18 protein-coding genes are annotated in these 17,065 nt (G+C 68.1%); 4 read left to right on the top strand and 14 right to left on the bottom strand.

Annotated elements, in window-relative coordinates; all coding sequences use genetic code 11:
- Window positions 1–7: 7 nt before the first annotated feature.
- From ACO2SS_RS16845 to trpS, 6 genes are all read right to left on the bottom strand, one after another.
- Window positions 8–847, bottom strand: a complete 840-nt coding sequence (locus ACO2SS_RS16845; RefSeq protein ID WP_423278917.1) for a lysophospholipid acyltransferase family protein — start codon at window positions 845–847, stop codon at window positions 8–10.
- Window positions 844–1,359, bottom strand: coding sequence for a GNAT family N-acetyltransferase (locus ACO2SS_RS16840; protein WP_423278916.1), 516 nt, complete (start codon window positions 1,357–1,359; stop codon window positions 844–846). The genes ACO2SS_RS16845 and ACO2SS_RS16840 overlap by 4 nt, the downstream gene beginning before the upstream one ends.
- Entirely contained in the window at window positions 1,356–2,039 is a 684-nt protein-coding gene (gene tsaB, locus ACO2SS_RS16835; protein WP_423278915.1) for a tRNA (adenosine(37)-N6)-threonylcarbamoyltransferase complex dimerization subunit type 1 TsaB, read from the bottom strand. Before tsaB ends, ACO2SS_RS16840 begins: the two co-directional genes overlap by 4 nt.
- Before the next feature lie 10 nt (window positions 2,040–2,049).
- The gene (locus ACO2SS_RS16830; protein ID WP_423278914.1) at window positions 2,050–2,616 is read right to left on the bottom strand and encodes a NifU family protein; all 567 of its coding nucleotides are present in this window, start codon (window positions 2,614–2,616) and stop codon (window positions 2,050–2,052) included.
- Between the two features lie 96 nt (window positions 2,617–2,712).
- A complete protein-coding gene (locus tag ACO2SS_RS16825) occupies window positions 2,713–3,216 on the bottom strand; it encodes a universal stress protein (protein ID WP_423278913.1) in 504 nt (167 codons plus the stop codon).
- A gap of 71 nt (window positions 3,217–3,287) precedes the next feature.
- Window positions 3,288–4,325: a tryptophan--tRNA ligase gene (gene trpS, locus ACO2SS_RS16820; RefSeq protein WP_423278912.1), complete on the bottom strand. Its 1,038-nt coding sequence runs from the start codon at window positions 4,323–4,325 to the stop codon at window positions 3,288–3,290.
- A gap of 135 nt (window positions 4,326–4,460) precedes the next feature.
- Here trpS and ACO2SS_RS16815 point away from each other — a divergent pair, with 135 nt between their 5' ends.
- The gene (locus tag ACO2SS_RS16815; protein WP_423278911.1) at window positions 4,461–5,459 is read left to right on the top strand and encodes an alpha/beta fold hydrolase; all 999 of its coding nucleotides are present in this window, start codon (window positions 4,461–4,463) and stop codon (window positions 5,457–5,459) included.
- Between the two features lie 3 nt (window positions 5,460–5,462).
- On the opposite strand, the gene fabI is transcribed toward ACO2SS_RS16815, so the two are convergent.
- The 4 genes from fabI to fabA all read right to left on the bottom strand — a co-directional run bounded on the left by fabI (window position 5,463) and on the right by fabA (window position 8,502).
- Complete coding sequence (gene fabI, locus ACO2SS_RS16810; RefSeq protein ID WP_423278910.1) at window positions 5,463–6,308, bottom strand: enoyl-ACP reductase FabI; 846 nt, start codon at window positions 6,306–6,308, stop codon at window positions 5,463–5,465.
- Window positions 6,305–6,685 (bottom strand): hypothetical protein, encoded by a 381-nt coding sequence (locus ACO2SS_RS16805; protein WP_423278909.1) that lies wholly within the window; start codon window positions 6,683–6,685, stop codon window positions 6,305–6,307. Before ACO2SS_RS16805 ends, fabI begins: the two co-directional genes overlap by 4 nt.
- A complete protein-coding gene (gene fabB, locus ACO2SS_RS16800) occupies window positions 6,685–7,908 on the bottom strand; it encodes a beta-ketoacyl-ACP synthase I (RefSeq protein WP_423278908.1) in 1,224 nt (407 codons plus the stop codon). Before fabB ends, ACO2SS_RS16805 begins: the two co-directional genes overlap by 1 nt.
- A gap of 69 nt (window positions 7,909–7,977) precedes the next feature.
- Window positions 7,978–8,502, bottom strand: coding sequence for a 3-hydroxyacyl-[acyl-carrier-protein] dehydratase FabA (fabA, locus tag ACO2SS_RS16795; protein ID WP_423278907.1), 525 nt, complete (start codon window positions 8,500–8,502; stop codon window positions 7,978–7,980).
- A 180-nt stretch (window positions 8,503–8,682) separates the two neighbouring features.
- Between fabA and irrA the strand changes: the two genes are divergently transcribed.
- Entirely contained in the window at window positions 8,683–9,156 is a 474-nt protein-coding gene (irrA, locus tag ACO2SS_RS16790) for an iron response transcriptional regulator IrrA (RefSeq protein ID WP_423278906.1), read from the top strand.
- A 40-nt stretch (window positions 9,157–9,196) separates the two neighbouring features.
- Window positions 9,197–10,429 carry a lipase family protein gene (locus tag ACO2SS_RS16785; RefSeq protein WP_423278905.1) on the top strand — a complete coding sequence of 411 codons (1,233 nt, stop codon included), beginning with the start codon at window positions 9,197–9,199 and terminating at the stop codon, window positions 10,427–10,429.
- A gap of 5 nt (window positions 10,430–10,434) precedes the next feature.
- Here ACO2SS_RS16785 and ACO2SS_RS16780 read toward each other — a convergent pair whose 3' ends face one another.
- Window positions 10,435–10,992 (bottom strand): SH3 domain-containing protein, encoded by a 558-nt coding sequence (locus tag ACO2SS_RS16780; protein ID WP_423278904.1) that lies wholly within the window; start codon window positions 10,990–10,992, stop codon window positions 10,435–10,437.
- A 159-nt stretch (window positions 10,993–11,151) separates the two neighbouring features.
- Between ACO2SS_RS16780 and ACO2SS_RS16775 the strand changes: the two genes are divergently transcribed.
- Complete coding sequence (locus ACO2SS_RS16775) at window positions 11,152–12,153, top strand: 2-hydroxyacid dehydrogenase (protein ID WP_423278903.1); 1,002 nt, start codon at window positions 11,152–11,154, stop codon at window positions 12,151–12,153.
- Between the two features lie 31 nt (window positions 12,154–12,184).
- Here ACO2SS_RS16775 and ACO2SS_RS16770 read toward each other — a convergent pair whose 3' ends face one another.
- From ACO2SS_RS16770 to ACO2SS_RS16760, 3 genes are read right to left on the bottom strand one after another with little or no spacing between them, the layout of a single operon-like run.
- Window positions 12,185–15,268: an efflux RND transporter permease subunit gene (locus tag ACO2SS_RS16770; protein WP_423278902.1), complete on the bottom strand. Its 3,084-nt coding sequence runs from the start codon at window positions 15,266–15,268 to the stop codon at window positions 12,185–12,187.
- Entirely contained in the window at window positions 15,265–16,377 is a 1,113-nt protein-coding gene (locus tag ACO2SS_RS16765; RefSeq protein WP_423278901.1) for an efflux RND transporter periplasmic adaptor subunit, read from the bottom strand. Before ACO2SS_RS16765 ends, ACO2SS_RS16770 begins: the two co-directional genes overlap by 4 nt.
- Window positions 16,374–17,003, bottom strand: coding sequence for a TetR/AcrR family transcriptional regulator (locus ACO2SS_RS16760; protein ID WP_423278900.1), 630 nt, complete (start codon window positions 17,001–17,003; stop codon window positions 16,374–16,376). Before ACO2SS_RS16760 ends, ACO2SS_RS16765 begins: the two co-directional genes overlap by 4 nt.
- Window positions 17,004–17,065: the final 62 nt, after the last annotated feature.

Genomic DNA, 17,065 nt, shown 5'->3' with positions numbered 1-17,065 from the left:
GACATGTCTAGGCCTGCTGTGGCCCCTCTTGAGTGCGGGCGAGCACATTGGGCGTCGTGCCGCTCCGCTTCGAAGCGGCGTTCAGCGCCCGCCGCACCTCCGTCTCCGCCTGGGCGGTCGCACGTTTCCGGTCGGTCTCGCGCCCGAACGGGATCGGCCGTCCCCATGAGACCACGACGTCCAGCGGGCCACCTCGCGCCCAGGCCAGGAAATGAGGCGGCAGCTCCATGTCGCCGTACCAGGCGATGTCCGGCATCTCGCGCCGTGTGACCGGCAGCCCGTTCCGGCGAGCATAGGAGAGCGACATCGGCTGGAGCACGACCTCCTCGTGCGTGGAAGCCGCGAGGGCAGCCGTCGCCGCGCCCACGATGGAGGAGCGGAACGGGAGGAGGCGGTTGCCATCACCCGTCGTTCCTTCCGGAAACAGCACGATCGCGTCGCCGCCAGCGAGGCGCTCGGCCACCTCGGCGTTCACCTCGGCGGTGGCGGACCTGCGCGTGCGATCGAGAAAGACGCAGCGCTGCAAGCGGGCGCAGAAGCCGAAGACAGGCCAGGTCGCGATCTCCTGCTTGGCCACGAAGGAGAGCGGGGCGAGGCTGCCCATCACGGGGATGTCCAGCCACGAGACGTGGTTGGCGAGGACGAGCACCGGGTGGCCCGTGCTCGGGGGAGTACCCTCGACCCTGACCCGGACCGCGAACAGCCGAAGAAAGAGGCGGTGAAACATCACCGGTATCCGGTGCGCGATTCGAGCGCCGCGCCGGCTCGCGACGAGTTGCACCGGCGCGAGCACGGCGAAGAGCGCCGCCAGCACGCCGATCCGAGCCGCGATGCCGACCGAGGTCATGTGGCGGCGTCGGGTTCCGGCGATCCAAGCCGTAGCGACATGGACACGGCCGCCGCCCGGGTGCCATCCGGCCGCGCGTAATATCCCGGGCGGTGCCCGACGGTCTCGAAGCCCAGGCGACGGTACAGGGCGAGTGCGGGGACGTTGCCCTCCTCGACCTCGAGGTGGACGATCCTGACGCCGGCATGCGCGAGCGTCTGCAGGTGCTGCAGCATCAGCCGCCGCGCGTCCCCGCGGCCTCGGGCCGGGCGGGCGAGCGCGAGGCTGAGTATCTCGGCCTCGTCGAGGGTCGCGCGGGACAGCACGAAGCCGGAGGGCTGGATGTCACGGCCAAGAAACAGGCCGTCGATGCGGATCCCCTTCTCCAGCAGGAAGGCCTCGAATTCCTCCGGCGCCCAAGGCCGGGCGAAGGCCGAGGCATGGATGGCGGCAAGGCGCTCGGCGTGATGCGCCGCGACCGGGGCGATGCGCGCCGGATGGCGCGCCAGGCCCAGGCGGTCGAACAGGCTCACTGGTGCGGAAGCCGCGCCCCGTCCTGTGGACGCGCATCGGGCGGGGCGAGGTAGAGCGGCTTCGCCATCGCGTGTTCCGGACGGGCGACGGCGCCGAGGCGCGCCACCCAGGCGATCTCCGGCACGGGAGGCGCGTCATGCACGCGGACATCCAGGCCCACCGCCCAGGCCTCGGCCGCGATGGGGGACGCACCGGATCCCACGAGAAGGACACCGCTGGAGCCCAGCGAGCGGACGATCTCGCGCACGGTCAGGATCGAGGGCGGGATGATGGTCCGCCCGTTCGGGGCGATCGCCTGGGCATAGACCCGCCCGCCGCGCGCATCGATCGCGGCCACGACGAGCCGCGATCGCGGATAGGCGATCAGCGGTGCCATCAGGGCCGAGAGCGTCGTCACCCCGACGACCGGAATGCCCGACGCGAGCCCGACGGCACGGGCCGCCGAGATCCCGATCCTCAGCCCCGTGAAGCTGCCTGGCCCGACGGTGACGGCCACCTTGTTCAGGGTGGGAAACCCACCCTCGACGCGTGACATCACGCGGTCGAGCATGGGGAGGAGCGCCTCCGCATGGCCGCGCTCCATGGCGATGGTCTCGGAGGCAAGCGGCGCGACCGCGCCCCTGTCCAGAACGCCCACGGCGCACTGGCCGAGGGCGGTATCGATTGCGAGAATGCGCACTCTTGAAACGTCAGGCCTGGACCGCCTCGACCTCACGGATTTCCGGGAGGAAATGCCGGAGCAGGTTCTGGATGCCGTGCTTGAGGGTGGCCGTCGAGGACGGGCATCCGGAGCAGGCGCCCCGCATGTTGAGATAGACGACGCCGTCCTTGTAGCCGCGGAACGTGATGTCGCCGCCGTCCCCGGCCACCGCCGGACGGACGCGCGTTTCGATGAGCTCCTTGATGTTCTCGACCGTCTCGGCATCGGCCGGGTCGAAGAACTCCTCGTCCGGATCCTCCCCGAGCAGGGCGCCTGCCGTCACGGTCGGGGCACCGGACAGGAAGTGCTCCATGATGGCGCCGAGCACGGCCGGCTTCAGGTGCTGCCATTCGCCTTCGCGCTTGGTGACGCTGATGAAGTCGTGGCCGAGATACACGCCAGAGATCTCGGGCATGGACATCAGGCGCGAAGCCAGCGGGGACGCCTCGGCAGCGGCCTCATCCTGCGCATCGAAGGTGCCTTCGGGCATCACCACGCGGCCGGGTAGGAACTTAAGGGTTGCCGGGTTCGGCGTCGCCTCGGTTTGGATGAACATCTTCGCCTCGGATCGGATTTCGTGCGGTTGCCCGCTCTCTAGCACATCGCTTGCCGAGATGTGGATCTTCGCAGGCAGGGCCGCAATGCGCCGCCGTCACCCCGCGAGCGCGTCGATCGCCTCGTCCGCGAGATCGCCCGGCACGATCACGATCGGCACCGGGAACGTCCCCGACATGCGACCCGCGATCATGGAAACCAGCGGACCCGGCCCTGAGCTTCCGACGCCCGATGCGAGAACCAGGAAGGAGATGTCCTGGTCTTCCTCGATGAGCTGGCGGATGGCCTCGTCCTTGTCGGCGAGCTTGATCACCCGCTCTGGCTCCAGTCCGGGGGAAGCCTCCTTGGCCGTCCTGACGGCCTCGTCCAGCCGGATGCCGGCTTCCTCCTCGGCCTCCTCCCGCAGCGCTTCGCCGACGCCGAGCCACTCGAAATTGTCGGGCGGGTCGACGATGGCGAGCATGACCAGATTGGCGCCGGTCCGCGCGCAACGCCGCGCGCCGAACCGGATGGCCCGACTGCATTCGGGCGTGTCATCGATCACCACGAGGAACTTGGGCCGATGGCCCGCCTCGTAAGATCGCCTCGTGGCGCCGATCATTGTGTCGGGTCAGCTCCGCCGGACGCTGGAAGATGCCGAAGCTGCGGCCGGGCGACAAGTCGGGCCGGCCGTCAGCCCCGCACGAAGCCGACGATATCCTTCACGGCATCCATCGTTTTGTCCGCGATGGCACGGGCGCGGTCGGAGCCGTCCTTCAGCACCGAATCGATGTAGGCGGCATCGTCCTTCAGGCGCTTCATCTCGGAGCCGATCGGACCGAGCTTGTCGACCGAGAGATCGACGAGGGCCGACTTGAAGGCCGAGAACTGGGCATTGCCGAACTCGCTCAGCACCTCCGCCTTGGTGCGGTCCGAAAGGGCGGCGTAGATCCCGACGAGGTTTTCCGCCTCCGGCCGGCCGGCGAGGCCCGCCTCCTCGGACGGCAGCGGCTCGGGATCGGTCTTCGCCTTGCGGATCTTCTGGGCGATGGCATCGGCATCGTCCGTCAGGTTGATGCGCGAGAAATCGGAGGGATCCGACTTCGACATCTTCTTCGATCCGTCGCGGAGCGACATCACGCGGGCCGCCGGCCCGCCGATGAGCGGTTCCGTCAGCGGGAAGAAGGCCTCGCCATGCCCGCGCTCCGCGATGGGGGCCGCGAAGTCGTTGTTGAACTTCTGCGCGACGTCGCGGGTCAGCTCGAGGTGCTGCTTCTGGTCCTCGCCGACCGGCACGTGGGTGGCGCGATAGAGCAGGATGTCGGCCGCCATCAGGGACGGGTAGGCGTAGAGCCCCAGGGAGGCGTTCTCGCGGTCCTTGCCGGCCTTCTCCTTGAACTGCGTCATGCGGTTCATCCAGCCGATCCGGGCGACGCAGTTGAAGATCCAGGCCAGCTCCGCGTGACCCGAGACCTGGCTCTGGTTGAAGACGATCTGCTTCTTCGGGTCGATCCCGGCAGCCAGGAAGGCTGCCGTGACCTCGCGGATCTGGCTCTTCAGCTCGGGCTGGTAGAGTTCGGCCGTGATCGCGTGCATGTCGACGACGCAGTAGATGCAGTCGTATTGCTCCTGCAGGGCGACGAAGCGCCGGACCGCGCCGAGATAGTTTCCGAGGTGCAGATTTCCGGTCGGCTGAACGCCGGAGAACACCAATTCCTTGAAAGCCGACATCCTGGACCGCGCGCCTCGATAAGGCGCGGCCTTTAGGGGAAGCCGGGCCCTCCTTGCAAGTGCGACGACCTGTGGGGAACGGGAGCGCCGCTGCCGCCGTTCGTCGCTTGCCCCGCCTGTCCCGTCGGAGATCACATGCCGAGTCGTGCCGCGCTTGCTTTCGCGATCCTCCTCGCTGCCGCTGCGCCAATCCGCGCGGCCGAGACTCCCGAGCCGATCGGCATCGCCCTCGAAGGCTTCGCGTACCCATATCCCGTGGCTTACATGCCCGTGACGCTGAACGGCGAGGCGTTGCGCATGGCCTATATGGACGTGCCGCCGAGCGGGGCCGCGAACGGCCGGGCCGTCGTCCTCCTGCACGGGCGCAACTTTCCGGCGAGCTATTGGGAGCCGGTCGCGAAAGCGCTGGCCGGGGCGGGCTACCGGGTCGTGATCCCGGACCAGATCGGCTTCGGCAAGTCGTCCAAGCCGATCCAGGCCACGTCATTCGACGATCTCGGCCGCTGGACGGCTGCGCTTCTCGACCGGCTGAACATCGCCCAGGCAGATGTCGTCGCGCACTCGATGGGCGGCATGCTGGCCGTGCGCCTCGCCCGGGCCTATCCCGGCAAGGTTGCGCGCCTCGTGCTGCAGGCCCCGATCGGGTTGGAGGATTACCGGCTGTATGTGCCGCCCGTGGAGACCCGGCGGCTGCTCGAGCAGGAACGCGGCCTCTCGGCGGAGGCCTACAAGCGCCAGCTCGTCTCGAATTACGCGCTGACCCGTCCCGAGGACGCCGACCCGTACGTGGAGTTGCGCGAGCGCATCAAGGGCTCCGGGGAATATGAGCGCTGGCTGCGCTCATTCGTGAATTCCTACCAGATGATCTATCGCGAGCCCGTCGCTCACGAGATCCCGCTCGTCACGCAGCCGACGCTGTTCGTCATGGGCGCCCGCGACCACAATGCGCCGGGTCGCCCCTTCGCGCCCCCGGAGTTGCGCCCGAAGATGGGCGAGAACGCCAGGCTCGCCGAGGAACTCGCCGGCAGGATGCCCAAGGGGCGCGCGGTGGTGTTCGAGGAGGCGGGCCACATGGTCCACCTCGATGCCGGGCCCCGGTTCAACGAGACCGTGCTGAAATTCCTGGCCGAGTGAGCGTCAGGCTTCGGTCGTGCCGGCGGCTTCCTGCGCCTTGAGCACGTCCGGCCGCGGCATGGAGATGATGTTGTAGCCGGAATCGACGTAGTGGATCTCGCCGGTCACGCCGCCCGAGAGCTCGGACAGGAGGTAGAGCGCCGAGCCGCCGATCTCGTCGATCGTCACGGTGCGGCGCAGCGGCGAGTTCGCCCGCTGGAAATTGTACATGAAGCGGGCATCGGCGATGCCCGCGCCGGCCAGCGTGCGGACCGGGCCTGCCGAGATGGCATTCACGCGCACGCCCATCGGGCCGAAATCGCCGGCCAGGTAGCGCACCGAGGCCTCGAGAGCGGCCTTCGCGACGCCCATCACGTTGTAGTTCGGCATCACGCGGGTCGAGCCGCCATAGGTGAGCGTGACGATCGCCCCGCCGTTCTTCATCCGCTCGGCCGCACGCTTGGCGATCTCCGTGAAGGAGAAGCAGGAGATCAGCATGGTCCGCGAGAAGTTGTCGCGCGTCGTGTCGGCGTAGCGGCCCTTCAGTTCGTTCTTGTCGGAGAACGCGATCGCGTGGACCAGGAAGTCGATCCCGCCCCAGGCCTCGTCGACGGCCGCGAACACGCCATCGACGGAAGCCAGGTCCTCCACGTCGCAGGGCAGAACCAGCTCGGAGCCGACCGACTTCGCCAGCGGCGTCACGCGCCTGCCCAGCGCATCCCCCTGGTACGTGAAGGCGAGTTCCGCCCCATGGGCGGCCAGGACCTTCGCGATGCCCCAGGCGATCGAGTGATCGTTCGCGACGCCCATCACGAGGCCGCGCTTCCCCTTCAGCAGGGTTGATGTCGTCGTGCTGGTTGCGGTTGTCATCGGGCCTGTCGTTTGTATGAGCCGCTGAACTCGCACGCCGTCCCATGGAAGGTCAGGCACGCGTCCTCAGCGACATCGAGAACTCCTGCGGCGGTAGGGCGCAGCGTCAGCTGGCACTCGAAGGTATCCTGCCGCCCGCGAAGCACGAGGGTCCCGCCCTTCGGGCGCCCGGTGCCGACGAACTCGCCGACACAGCCCCTCGTCGCGACATAGATCTTGCCGCGGAATCCGGTTGGCGTCTTGGTGACGACGAGGCTCTGCTCATAGCCGGCCCCACCCGCCGTGTAGCGGCCCTCGAAGGCCGCGGCAGGGGAGGCCGCCCAGGCGCCCAGCCCCGTCAGAACTATGCCGGCCGCACGCGTGCGGGAGCGGCCCATCACGCGTCGACGTGCTTCAGCACGATGGTGGCGTTCGTGCCACCGAACCCGAAGGAGTTCGACATCACGCAGCCGAGCTTCGCATCGTCCACGCGGCTGCGCACGATGGGCATGTCCGCGAAGGCCGGATCGATCTCCTCGATATGCGCGCTCTCGGCGATGAAGCCGTTGTTCATCATGAGGAGCGAGTAGATCGCCTCCTGCACGCCCGTGGCGCCGAGTGAGTGGCCGGTCAGCGACTTGGTGGCTGAGATCGGCGGGCACTTGTCGCCCGACCCGAATACCTCGCGGATCGCCTCGATCTCCTTCTCGTCGCCCACGGGCGTCGAGGTGGCGTGCGGGTTGATGTAGTCGACCTTCGGGCCGACACCCTGCAGGGCCATCCGCATGCAGCGCACCGCGCCTTCGCCGGAGGGCGCCACCATGTCGTAGCCGTCCGAGGTCGCGCCGTAGCCGGCGATCTCCCCATAGATGCGGGCGCCGCGCGCCTTCGCGTGCTCGAGCTCCTCCAGGACAAGCACGCCGGCGCCACCCGCGATCACGAAGCCGTCGCGATTCCTGTCATAGGCCCTCGAGGCCCGCTCCGGGGTTTCGTTGTACTTCGTGGACATGGCGCCCATCGCGTCGAAGAGGACCGAGAGCGTCCAGTCGAGCTCCTCCGATCCACCGGCGAAGATGATGTCCTGCTTGCCGGCCTGGATCGTCTCGTAGGCGTTGCCGATGCAATGGTTCGACGTCGCGCAGGCGGACGAGATCGAATAATTCACGCCGCGGATCTTGAACCAGGTGGCGAGCGTCGCCGAAGAGGTCGAGGACATCGCCTTCGGCACCGCGAAGGGGCCAATTCGCTTCGGCCCCTTGGACCGGGCGATATCGGCGGCTTCGACGACCGTCCGGGTCGACGGGCCGCCCGAACCCATGATGATGCCGGTGCGGTCGTTGGAGACGTCGTTCCCCTCCAGTCCCGCATCGCGGATCGCCTGGTCCATGGCGACGTGGTTCCACGCCGTGCCGCCGCCATGGAACCGCATCGCGCGGCGATCCACCACCTCCTCGGCCTTCAGGCTCGGCGCGCCGTGCACCTGGCATCGAAAACCGAGCTGGCCGTATTCCTCAGCCCGGATGATGCCCGAGCGGGCCTCCCGCAGCGAGGCCAGAACTTCCTGCGTGTTGTTGCCGATGGACGAGACGATGCCCATCCCGGTGACCACGACGCGCCGCATTGCGCACTCCTCAGGCCCGACTCGGCCGGGCGTTCACGTAAGGCTGTCGGCCTAGCTTCTCAACCGCCGTCAGCCGCCGGCGGGCGCCACGTCCGGCTTGAAGAGCCCGACCCGGAGATCCTTGGCCTCGTAGATCCGGCGGCCATCGGCCTCCAGCCAGCCATCGGCGATGCCGAGGACCAGCTTCGACTTGAACACACGCTTGAGGTCGACGCCGTAGACGACCTTCTTCACGCTCGGCAGGACCTGGTCGGCGAACTTGACCTCGCCGACACCGAGAGCCCGCCCCCGCCCGGGCAATTCCAGCCAGCCCAGGAAGAAGCCGACGAGCTGCCACAGGGCATCCAGCCCGAGGCAGCCCGGCATCACGGGATCGCCCTTGAAGTGGCAGGGGAAGAACCAGAGGTCGGGCCGTACGTCGAGCTCGGCCCGAACGAATCCCTTACCGTTAGCGCCGCCCGTTTCGGCAATCTCCGGGATGCGATCGAACATCAGCATCGGGGGAAGCGGAAGCTGGGCGTTGCCGGGCCCGAACAGCTCGCCTCGCCCACAGGCGAGAAGCTCTTCGTAGCTGAAGCTCGATTGACCGGCCATGCAGTCCGTGCACTCCCAATGTGAGGCGCCCCGGGCGCCTGCCGCGGGTGGTTAGCACAAGGTCCCGGGTCATCAAAGGCGGGGCGGAAGTTGCTCCGCAGGGCTAAGAGCCCAGGAATGTTGCGATAACGTCTGTCGGCTTATATAGATCGGACGGACCTTCCGAGATCGCCCCCGAGTATGATCGAACCCCGCACGAACGCGCCCCATGACCACGCGGCCCATGAGACGCTTGCTCGTCGCGGCTGCCCGGTCTCCGCGCTGAAGGAACGCCTGCGCGATGTCGGGCTGCGCCCGACGCGTCAGCGCATCTCCCTCGGCTGGCTCCTGTTCGCCAAGGGCGACAGGCACATCACCGCCGAGATGCTCTACGAGGAGGCCATGCGGGCGCGCGTGCCGGTCTCGCTCGCCACGGTCTACAACACCCTTCACCAGTTCACCGAGGTGGGGCTGCTGCGGCAACTCGCCGTCGATGGCTCGAAGTCGTATTTCGACACCAACACCACCGAGCATCATCACTTCTTCGTCGAGGGCGACGAGGAACTCATCGACGTCCCGGTCGATATCGCGGTGGGCGATCTGCCGGACGCTCCGCACGGGATGGAGATCGCCCGCGTGGACGTGATCGTTCGGCTTCGTCGCAAGGCCAAGTAGCTGCTGGAGCGCCGCTTCGGCCGCAGGCTGGAGGGCGTTCATGCTGTATCCGCTTCGCCGCACGGCGTTCGCTGCCCTTCTCTCGGCATTCGGCGGTCTCGCCCAGGCCCAGCCGCAGCCGGCGCTCGATCCCGCGCAGGGCGTGACCGTCCTGTCGCCGTTCTATGTGCCTCCGGCCGAGCTCCCGGCGGAGCCTGGCCGCCTGATCCGGCGCGAGGACCTGCCGCCCGCGCTCGCGCTCGCATCCGCCGAGAACTCCTCCCGCATCCTCTACAGTTCCACGAATGGCGTCGGCGGCGGGCAGCGCATCGCGGTCTCCGGGGCGCTGTACCTGCCGAAGGGCACGCCGCCGGCCGGCGGCTGGCCGATTCTCGCCTGGGCGCACGGGACGGTCGGGGTGGCGGATGTCTGCGCGGCGTCCTGGGCCGGGCGGTCGGCGCGGGATGCCGCGTACCTGAACCGCTGGCTGGACGAGGGGTTCGCGATCGTCGCGTCGGACTACCAGGGTCTCGGCGTGGCGGGCCTGCACCCGTATCTGTTCACCCGGCCCGAAGCCTACAGCGTGCTGGATTCCATCAGGGCCGCCATCTCGGGGGTGCCGGGGCTGAACGCGGACAAGATCGTGGTGGTCGGGCAGTCGCAAGGCGGCGGCGCGGCCTACGCGACAGCGGCGTTCTGGCCGGATTATGCGCCCGACCTGCGGCTGCGAGGGGTCGTCGCCACCGGCGTTCCCTATCTCTCGCTCGACCTCGCGGCCAGCGCCGCCCAGCAGGATCTCGACCGGGTCGATCCGACGATCGCCTACGCGTTCTACATCGCGGTCGCAGCCCAGGAATTCCTGTCGCCACCGCCCTCGTCGTCGAGCCTCTTCACCGAAGCGGCGCTTCCGCTCTTCGCGACGGCCCCGACGACCTGTGTCGGCCCGCTGTTCCGCGCGGTGGAGAACGCGGGCCTCACACGGCGAACCGCCCTGAAGGCCGACTTCATCCAGGTGCTCGCGAAGCTTGGCCCGGAATTGAGCTATCCCACGCTGAAGGTCGCCATCCCGGTCTTCATCGGGACAGGGGCGGAGGATCGGGATGTGAGCGCGGTCAACCAGCTCGCGCTGGTGAGGGATTCGTGCTCAGCCGGCACTCCGGTCGAGGCCCATCTCTATGCAGGCCTCGACCATGGCGGCGCGGTGAACGGGTCCTTGAAGGATTCGCTCCCGTTCATCCGCAAGGTGCTGGCGGGCGAGAGGGTGGAGCCGCGCTGCAATCCCGTCCCCGAATAGGCGTGCTAGTCGATCGTTTCGTTTGGATAGACGCCCCAGAGGCGGTCCTGCCTGATGAAGCCGGAGATGTCGCGGCCCGGCTGGGCGATCGTCACCCGGCACCAGCCCTCGCGGCAGGCCCGCACGCTCGTGATCACGTTCGGCTGAAGCTGCGCGACGACATTGCTCTTCTCGTCCTGCCGCTCGAACAGCGGCAGAGCCTCCGTGCCGGCTTTCGCCCAAGGCATGACGAGCGCCGTGCGCCGCCCGGACAGGAGGGAATGGAGGACCCAGCCTTCGGTCCCGGCCGCATCGCGGATGCGACGCCACACCTCGAATTCCGCCGTGATCTCGACGGGGAGCCCGGCGCGCTGAAACACCCAGGCGGTCCTGTGGTCCTTCGAGGGCCCTTCCCGCAGGTTCACGCGATCGGTCTTGAGACTGACGTAGCGCGGCACGGGGAGGCCGGAGACCTTCCCGACCGGACCTTCGGCGGCCGCCCTGACGGGCGCCATGGATGCGGGCAGGGTGGTGAGAAGAAGAGCAAAAAGCGCAGCGTGGCCGACAGACCTGTATCGCGCCATGGGAACGCCTCTTATGGGTTGATTGTCTTCGCCCGGACCTCTGCTAGACAGCCGGCACTAGCGAAGACCGGTGCGGACCGCCAGCGGGCGGCTTGTCGCCCTGGATCGCCGGATTAGGGTTAAGGTCGCGTAAGCGGCGCGTGAGGGAAGCGCAGATCGATGATGGCGTCGCGGAAAAGGCCTGTGGTCGTGGTCACGAGGCGGCTGCCCAATGCGGTCGAGACCCGCATGCGGGAGCTCTTCGACACGCGGCTGAACATCGACGACAAGCCGATGACCTCGGCCGAGCTGATCGAGGCGATGCAGACGGCCGATGTTCTCGTCCCGACGGTCACGGACCAGATCAACGCCTCCGTCCTGGCGCAGGCCGGACCCAACCTCCGGCTGATCGCCAATTTCGGCACCGGCGTCGATCACATCGACGTGCAGGCGGCGCTCGCCCGCGGCATCACGGTCACCAACACGCCGGGCGTGCTGACCGAGGACACGGCGGATATGACGATGGCGCTCATCCTGTCCGTCGCGCGGCGCCTGCCCGAAGGCACCCGCATCATCCCGGAGGATGAGTGGGCCGGCTGGTCGCCGACCTGGATGCTCGGCCGCCGCATCACGGGGAAGCGGCTCGGCATCGTCGGGATGGGCCGCATCGGCCAGGCGCTCGCCCGGCGCGCCAAGGCGTTCGGCCTGTCGATCCACTACCACAACCGCCGCAAGGTGGCCGCCCAGATCGAGGAGGAGCTCGAGGCGACGTACTGGGATTCGCTCGACCAGATGCTGGCCCGCATGGACATCGTGTCCGTGAACTGCCCGCACACGCCAGCGACCTACCACCTCCTGTCCGCCCGGCGCCTAAAGCTCATGCGGCCGCACGCCATCATCGTGAACACGGCGCGTGGCGAGATCATCGACGAGACGGCGCTCGCCCGGATGATCGAGGGGGGCGAACTCGCGGGGGCGGGCCTCGACGTGTTCGAGCACGAGCCGACCGTCAATCCGCGGCTCGTGAAGCTCGCCCGGCAGGGACGGATCGTCCTCCTGCCTCACATGGGTTCGGCCACCGAGGAGGGCCGGATGGACATGGGCGAGAAGGTCATCGTCAACATCCGGACCTTCATGGACGGCCATCGCCCGCCGGACCGGGTGCTGCCGAGCATGCTCTGAGAAGCGGTGGCCGGGACGTCTCCCGGCCCGCCTATTCCGCGGGCTGCAGGGCCGTGTGGCCGTGGTCCGCAGTATCCTTGTGCTGGTCCTGGCGCTTCCGCGCCAGATACGTGTAGGCGACCGGCACCACGAAGAGCGTCAGCAGCGTGCCGAAGGTCATGCCGCCGACGATCACCCAGCCGATCTGCGCCCGGCTCTCCGCACCTGCGCCCGTCGCGAGCGCCAGCGGAACGGCGCCCAGCACCATGGCGCCCGTCGTCATCAGGATCGGCCGCAGCCGCAGGGCGGCGGCTTCGATCAGGGCCTCGCGCAGCGGCCGGCCTTCCTCGCGCAGCTGGTTGGTGAACTCGATGATCAGGATGCCGTGCTTGGTGATCAGGCCGATGAGGGTCACGAGTCCGATCTGGCTGTAGACGCTCAGCGTCCCACCCGACCAGTAGAGCGCGGCGAGCGCGCCCGTGATCGAGAGCGGCACCGAGAACATGATCACGAGCGGATCGATGAAGCTCTCGAACTGCGCCGCGAGCACCAGGTAGATGAAGCCGAGCGCCAGGATGAAGACGAAGACGATGCTGGCGCCGGACTTCTTGAACTCGCGGCTCTGGCCCGCATAGTCGAGCTGCACGGTGTTGGGCAGGACGCGCGCCGCAGCCTGTTCGATCGCCGTGAGCGCATCGCCGAGCGAGTAGCCGGGTGCGGGCACGGCCGTGATGGTGGCCGAGCGCATCTGGTTGAAGCGGTTCAGCTCCTTCGGGGCGACGGTTTCCTCGATCTTCACGACCGCGGAGAGCTGGATCATCTCGCCGTTGCGGCCGCGGGTGTAGATCGACTGGAGGTCCTCCGTCGTGTCACGGCCGTCCTCCGCGACCTGGACGACCACGTCGTACTGCTCGCCGTTCATGTTGAAGCGGGTGACCTGACGCCCGCCGAGCAGCGTTTCGAGGGTGCGGCCGATGACATCCACAGAAAGGCCGAGATCGGCGACGCGCTGGCGGTCGAGCTCCACCTTCACCTGCGGCTTGTCGAGGATGAGGTCGGTTTCGAGATTAGTCAGGGCGGGAGATTTCGAGGCCTCCTGCAGCACGAGATCCACGTATTTCCGGAGCTGGACATAGCTCTCGGAGCTCCGCAGCACGAAGTTCACCGGACGGCTGCTCGCGCCGCCCTGGCCGAGCGAGGGCGGGTTCGTTGCGAAGAGCCGGATGCCCGGGATCTTGGCGAGCTTGGTATTCAGCTCCGCGACCATCTCCTGCTGGGTCCGGGTACGGTCCTCCCAGGGCTTCAGCCGGGCGAAGGCGATGGCGCGCGTCACGTCCGGGAAGCCCACGATGACGAGGTAGTTCTGCACCTCGGGCTGGGCGGCGAAGAACTCCTCGACCTTGCGGGCGTGCTGGGCCGTGAAGGCGAGCGTGGCGCCTTCGGGCGCGACGCCGATCGACGTGATCGTGCCGCGGTCCTCGACGGGGGCGAGCTCGGACCGAAGATTCGTGAAGAAGAAATAGCTCGATCCGGCGACCGCGAGGGCCAGGACCACGATGACGAGCCGCATCGACAAGGCCGCCTCGAGCGCGCGCCGGTAGCCGTTCGTCATGCCCTCGAAGAAGCGCTCGAGCAGGTTGTAGAGGCGGCCGTGGCTCTCATGGTGGCGCAGCAGCTTGGCGCACATCATGGGCGTGAGCGTCAGGGCGACGAAGCCCGAGACCAGCACCGCGCCCGCGAGCGTCAGGGCGAATTCGACGAAGAGCTTGCCCGTCCGTCCGGTCGCGAAAGCCATCGGGGCATACACGGCCACCAGGGTCAGCGTCATCGCGATGACCGCGAAGGCAATCTCCTTGATGCCGCGGATCGCCGCCGGCACGGGCCGCATCCCGTCCTCGATGTGCCGGTGAACGTTCTCGAGCACCACGATGGCGTCATCGACCACGAGCCCGATGGCGAGCACCATCGACAGGAGGGTCAGCGTGTTAACCGTGAACCCGAGCGCCGCCATGAGGGCGAAGGCGCCGATCAGCGAGACCGGGATGGTGACGAGCGGGATGAGGGTCGCCCGCACGGACCGCAGGAAGATGAAGATGATGAGGACGACGAGCGCGATCGCCTCGGCGACCGTGTGGTAGACGGCCTTGATCGAGCGGTCGATGAAGATCGAGGTGTCGTAGGAGACCGCGATGCTCATCCCGTCCGGCAGGTCGGACGTGATCTCGGGAAGCGCGGCGCGCACGCCGGCGGAGACGTCCAGCGGATTTGCCGTCGCCTGCTTGACGATGCCGATGGTGACCGAGGGCCGGCCCGTGAACCAGGCCGCGTTCCGCTCCTGAAGGGCGCCGATCTCCACGCGAGCAATGTCCCGGATGCGGATCGGGAAGCCCTGCACGTCCTTGACGATGATGTTGCCGAACTGCTCGGGCGTGACGAGGCCCGTCTGGGACAGCACCGTGAATTCGCGATCCTGGCTCTCGATGCGGCCCGACGGGATCTCGACGTTCTGCTGGCGGAGCGCCGCCTCGACATCCTGCACGGTGAGGTTCTGCGCGGCGAGCCGCGTCTGGTCGAGCCAGATGCGCATGGAGATGCGCCGCTCGCCCTGGATGCGCACCTCGGCGACGCCCGTGACGTTCTGCACCCGGTCGGTGATGAAGCGGTCGGCGAAGTCGGTGAGTTCGAGCGGATTGTGCCGCGAGCTCATCAGCGACAGGTAAAGGATCGGCTGGGCGTCGGCCTCGACCTTCGCGATGATCGGCTCATCGATCTCGGTCGGCAGACGGCCGCGGACGCGGCCCACGCGGTCGCGCACGTCGGAAGCCGCGACGTCCGGATCGACCTCCGGACGGAAGGTCACGGAGATGTTCGAGCTTTCCTGGCGGCTGATCGACGTGATGGTCTCGATGCCCTCGATACCGGCGATCGAGTTCTCGAGAATCTGCGTGACCTGCGTCTCGATGATCTCCGCGCTCGCGCCGGGATAGTTCGTTCGCACCGAAACGATCGGCTCGTCGATGTTCGGGTACTCGCGCACCGGCAGGCGCGTGTAGGACACCGCGCCGATCAGGATCACGAGCAGGCTGAGGACGGTCGAGAGGACCGGCCGCCTGACGAAAAGCTCGAAGAGGCTCATTGGGTGACCGTGTTGCCCGCCTTGGCCTGGGGCTGCGGTGTCTCCACCACGGCGCCATCGCGAAGCCTGATCTGGCCCGTGGTGACGATGCGCTGGCCGGGTGCGAGCCCTTCCGCAACCTCCACGCGGCCCGGCAGGCGCTTGCCCAGCTTCACGCGGGAGAGCTTCGCCTTCCCGTTCTCGACGACATAGACGGCCTTGGCGTTGCCGTCGGGAACGACGGCCGATTCCGGGATCACGAGCGCGTCCTGCCGCACGTCCGTCACGATGTTGACGCGCACGAAGAGGCCGGGCTTCAGCAGCAGGTCGGGATTGGGAATGCGGGCGCGCAGGCGAATGGCTCGCCCGTTCACGTCCACCACGGGGTCGATCGCGTAGACGCTGCCCTCGAACTGCCGGTTCGGCAGGGCGTCCACCTGGACGCGGATCTTCTGGCCGACCGCCACCCGCTCGAGCAGCAGCTCCGGCACCCGGAAATCGACCTTGATCGGATCGATCTTGGCGAGGGTGACGACCGTCTGGCCGGGAGTGAGGTAGCTGCCCACGCTGACGGTGCGCAGCCCGACGATCCCGTCGATGGGCGCCGTGATGGTGGCCTTCTCGAGCCGCGAGCGGGCGAGCGCGACACGGACCTCAGCGGCGGCGAGCTGTGCCTGCGACTGCTCCTGCGCGACCCGGGTGCCGCTGCCGCGCTGGACGAGCGCGTTCGCACGCTCGAAGGTGTCGCGCGCAAGTCCGAGATCGACCTCGGCCTGCTTGAGCTCCTGCGCCAGGATGGCTGTGTCGAGCTCGACCAGGACTTGGCCGGCCTTCACCTTGTCACCCTCCCGGAAACCGAGCGCCGTCAGGCGTCCCGCGATTTCAGGCGCGATCGCGACGCTCTCGTCCGGCATGAGCGTGCCGAGCGCCTCGACCTCGTCCGTCACGGCCGCGACCTGGACGGGCGCGGTCTCGACCGGCACGGGTCGGACGACCGCCGGGGTCGATACGGCGGCCTTCGGAGAGGAGAGCTGGAGCCGCATTCCGAAGCGCTCGAGCGCCCCGAACCAGGCCGCGCCTGCCGCGCCGACGGCGAGCAGGAGGGCCAGCAGAAGGGCCTTGCGCATCATGAGGCGTCTCCCAGGACAAGCACGCCATTCAGCCGCGGCGCAGGTTGAGACAGGGTTGTGCGGCGAGCAAGGCCGCCGAGAAGGAGGTCGCTGAGTCGACGGGCCGATCCCGCCGTGCCGTTCCCGACAATGGCGGTCATTCGGATCGCCCCGACGATCGCGATGGCGGCGAGTTCGCAATCGGCAACCTCGAACTCACCGAGTTCGACGCCTTCGCGGATCAGATTGGCGAGTTCGTCCCGGATGTCGCGCATGCCCTTGCGAAGGGCCTTGCGGCTCGTCTCCCCGGGGCCGCTCCCCTCGCCCTCGATGGCCCGCAGGGCAGGCGCAAGGGCGCCGACCTGATCATGGACGAGAGCCACGGTCTTGCGCAGCCGCGCCTCGGCCGGCCCCCGCTCGGCCCGGATGGCAGCCGCATCGGCGCGCAGGTCCTGGAGCGTCTGCTCCAGGGCCGCCATGAACAAGGCTTCCTTGGTGGAGAAGTAGCGATAGAGCGTCGGCTTGGCGATGTCGGCCGCCAACGCGACATCGTCCATGTGGACGCGGCCATATTCTTCGGTCGCGAAGAGGCGCGCGGCCGCGGCGAGGACTTTTCCCCGCCGCCGCTCCAATGTCTCGGGACGCATGCAGGTGAAACTCGTGGGTTACAAACTTTGCCCGCGAGTTAGGATATGGCCGGTTCGGTCTG

The organism is Enterovirga sp. CN4-39, from assembly GCF_049446235.1.
Lineage (GTDB): Bacteria > Pseudomonadota > Alphaproteobacteria > Rhizobiales > Beijerinckiaceae > Enterovirga.
This window is presented reverse-complemented; position numbering and strand designations above follow the sequence as displayed.

Coding starts and splice junctions, on each gene's coding strand:
- ACO2SS_RS16785 (WP_423278905.1), top strand. CDS start 9,197: ATGCTGTATCCGCTTCGCCGCACGGCGTTCGCTGCCCTTCTCTCGGCA.
- fabA (WP_423278907.1), bottom strand. CDS start 8,502: ATGGCCGGTCAATCGAGCTTCAGCTACGAAGAGCTTCTCGCCTGTGGG.
- ACO2SS_RS16825 (WP_423278913.1), bottom strand. CDS start 3,216: ATGATCGGCGCCACGAGGCGATCTTACGAGGCGGGCCATCGGCCCAAG.
- ACO2SS_RS16845 (WP_423278917.1), bottom strand. CDS start 847: ATGACCTCGGTCGGCATCGCGGCTCGGATCGGCGTGCTGGCGGCGCTC.
- ACO2SS_RS16760 (WP_423278900.1), bottom strand. CDS start 17,003: ATGCGTCCCGAGACATTGGAGCGGCGGCGGGGAAAAGTCCTCGCCGCG.
- ACO2SS_RS16765 (WP_423278901.1), bottom strand. CDS start 16,377: ATGATGCGCAAGGCCCTTCTGCTGGCCCTCCTGCTCGCCGTCGGCGCG.
- ACO2SS_RS16770 (WP_423278902.1), bottom strand. CDS start 15,268: ATGAGCCTCTTCGAGCTTTTCGTCAGGCGGCCGGTCCTCTCGACCGTC.
- fabB (WP_423278908.1), bottom strand. CDS start 7,908: ATGCGGCGCGTCGTGGTCACCGGGATGGGCATCGTCTCGTCCATCGGC.
- ACO2SS_RS16775 (WP_423278903.1), top strand. CDS start 11,152: ATGATGGCGTCGCGGAAAAGGCCTGTGGTCGTGGTCACGAGGCGGCTG.
- ACO2SS_RS16805 (WP_423278909.1), bottom strand. CDS start 6,685: ATGGGCCGCTCCCGCACGCGTGCGGCCGGCATAGTTCTGACGGGGCTG.
- irrA (WP_423278906.1), top strand. CDS start 8,683: ATGATCGAACCCCGCACGAACGCGCCCCATGACCACGCGGCCCATGAG.
- ACO2SS_RS16830 (WP_423278914.1), bottom strand. CDS start 2,616: ATGTTCATCCAAACCGAGGCGACGCCGAACCCGGCAACCCTTAAGTTC.
- ACO2SS_RS16780 (WP_423278904.1), bottom strand. CDS start 10,992: ATGGCGCGATACAGGTCTGTCGGCCACGCTGCGCTTTTTGCTCTTCTT.
- trpS (WP_423278912.1), bottom strand. CDS start 4,325: ATGTCGGCTTTCAAGGAATTGGTGTTCTCCGGCGTTCAGCCGACCGGA.
- ACO2SS_RS16815 (WP_423278911.1), top strand. CDS start 4,461: ATGCCGAGTCGTGCCGCGCTTGCTTTCGCGATCCTCCTCGCTGCCGCT.
- fabI (WP_423278910.1), bottom strand. CDS start 6,308: ATGACAACCGCAACCAGCACGACGACATCAACCCTGCTGAAGGGGAAG.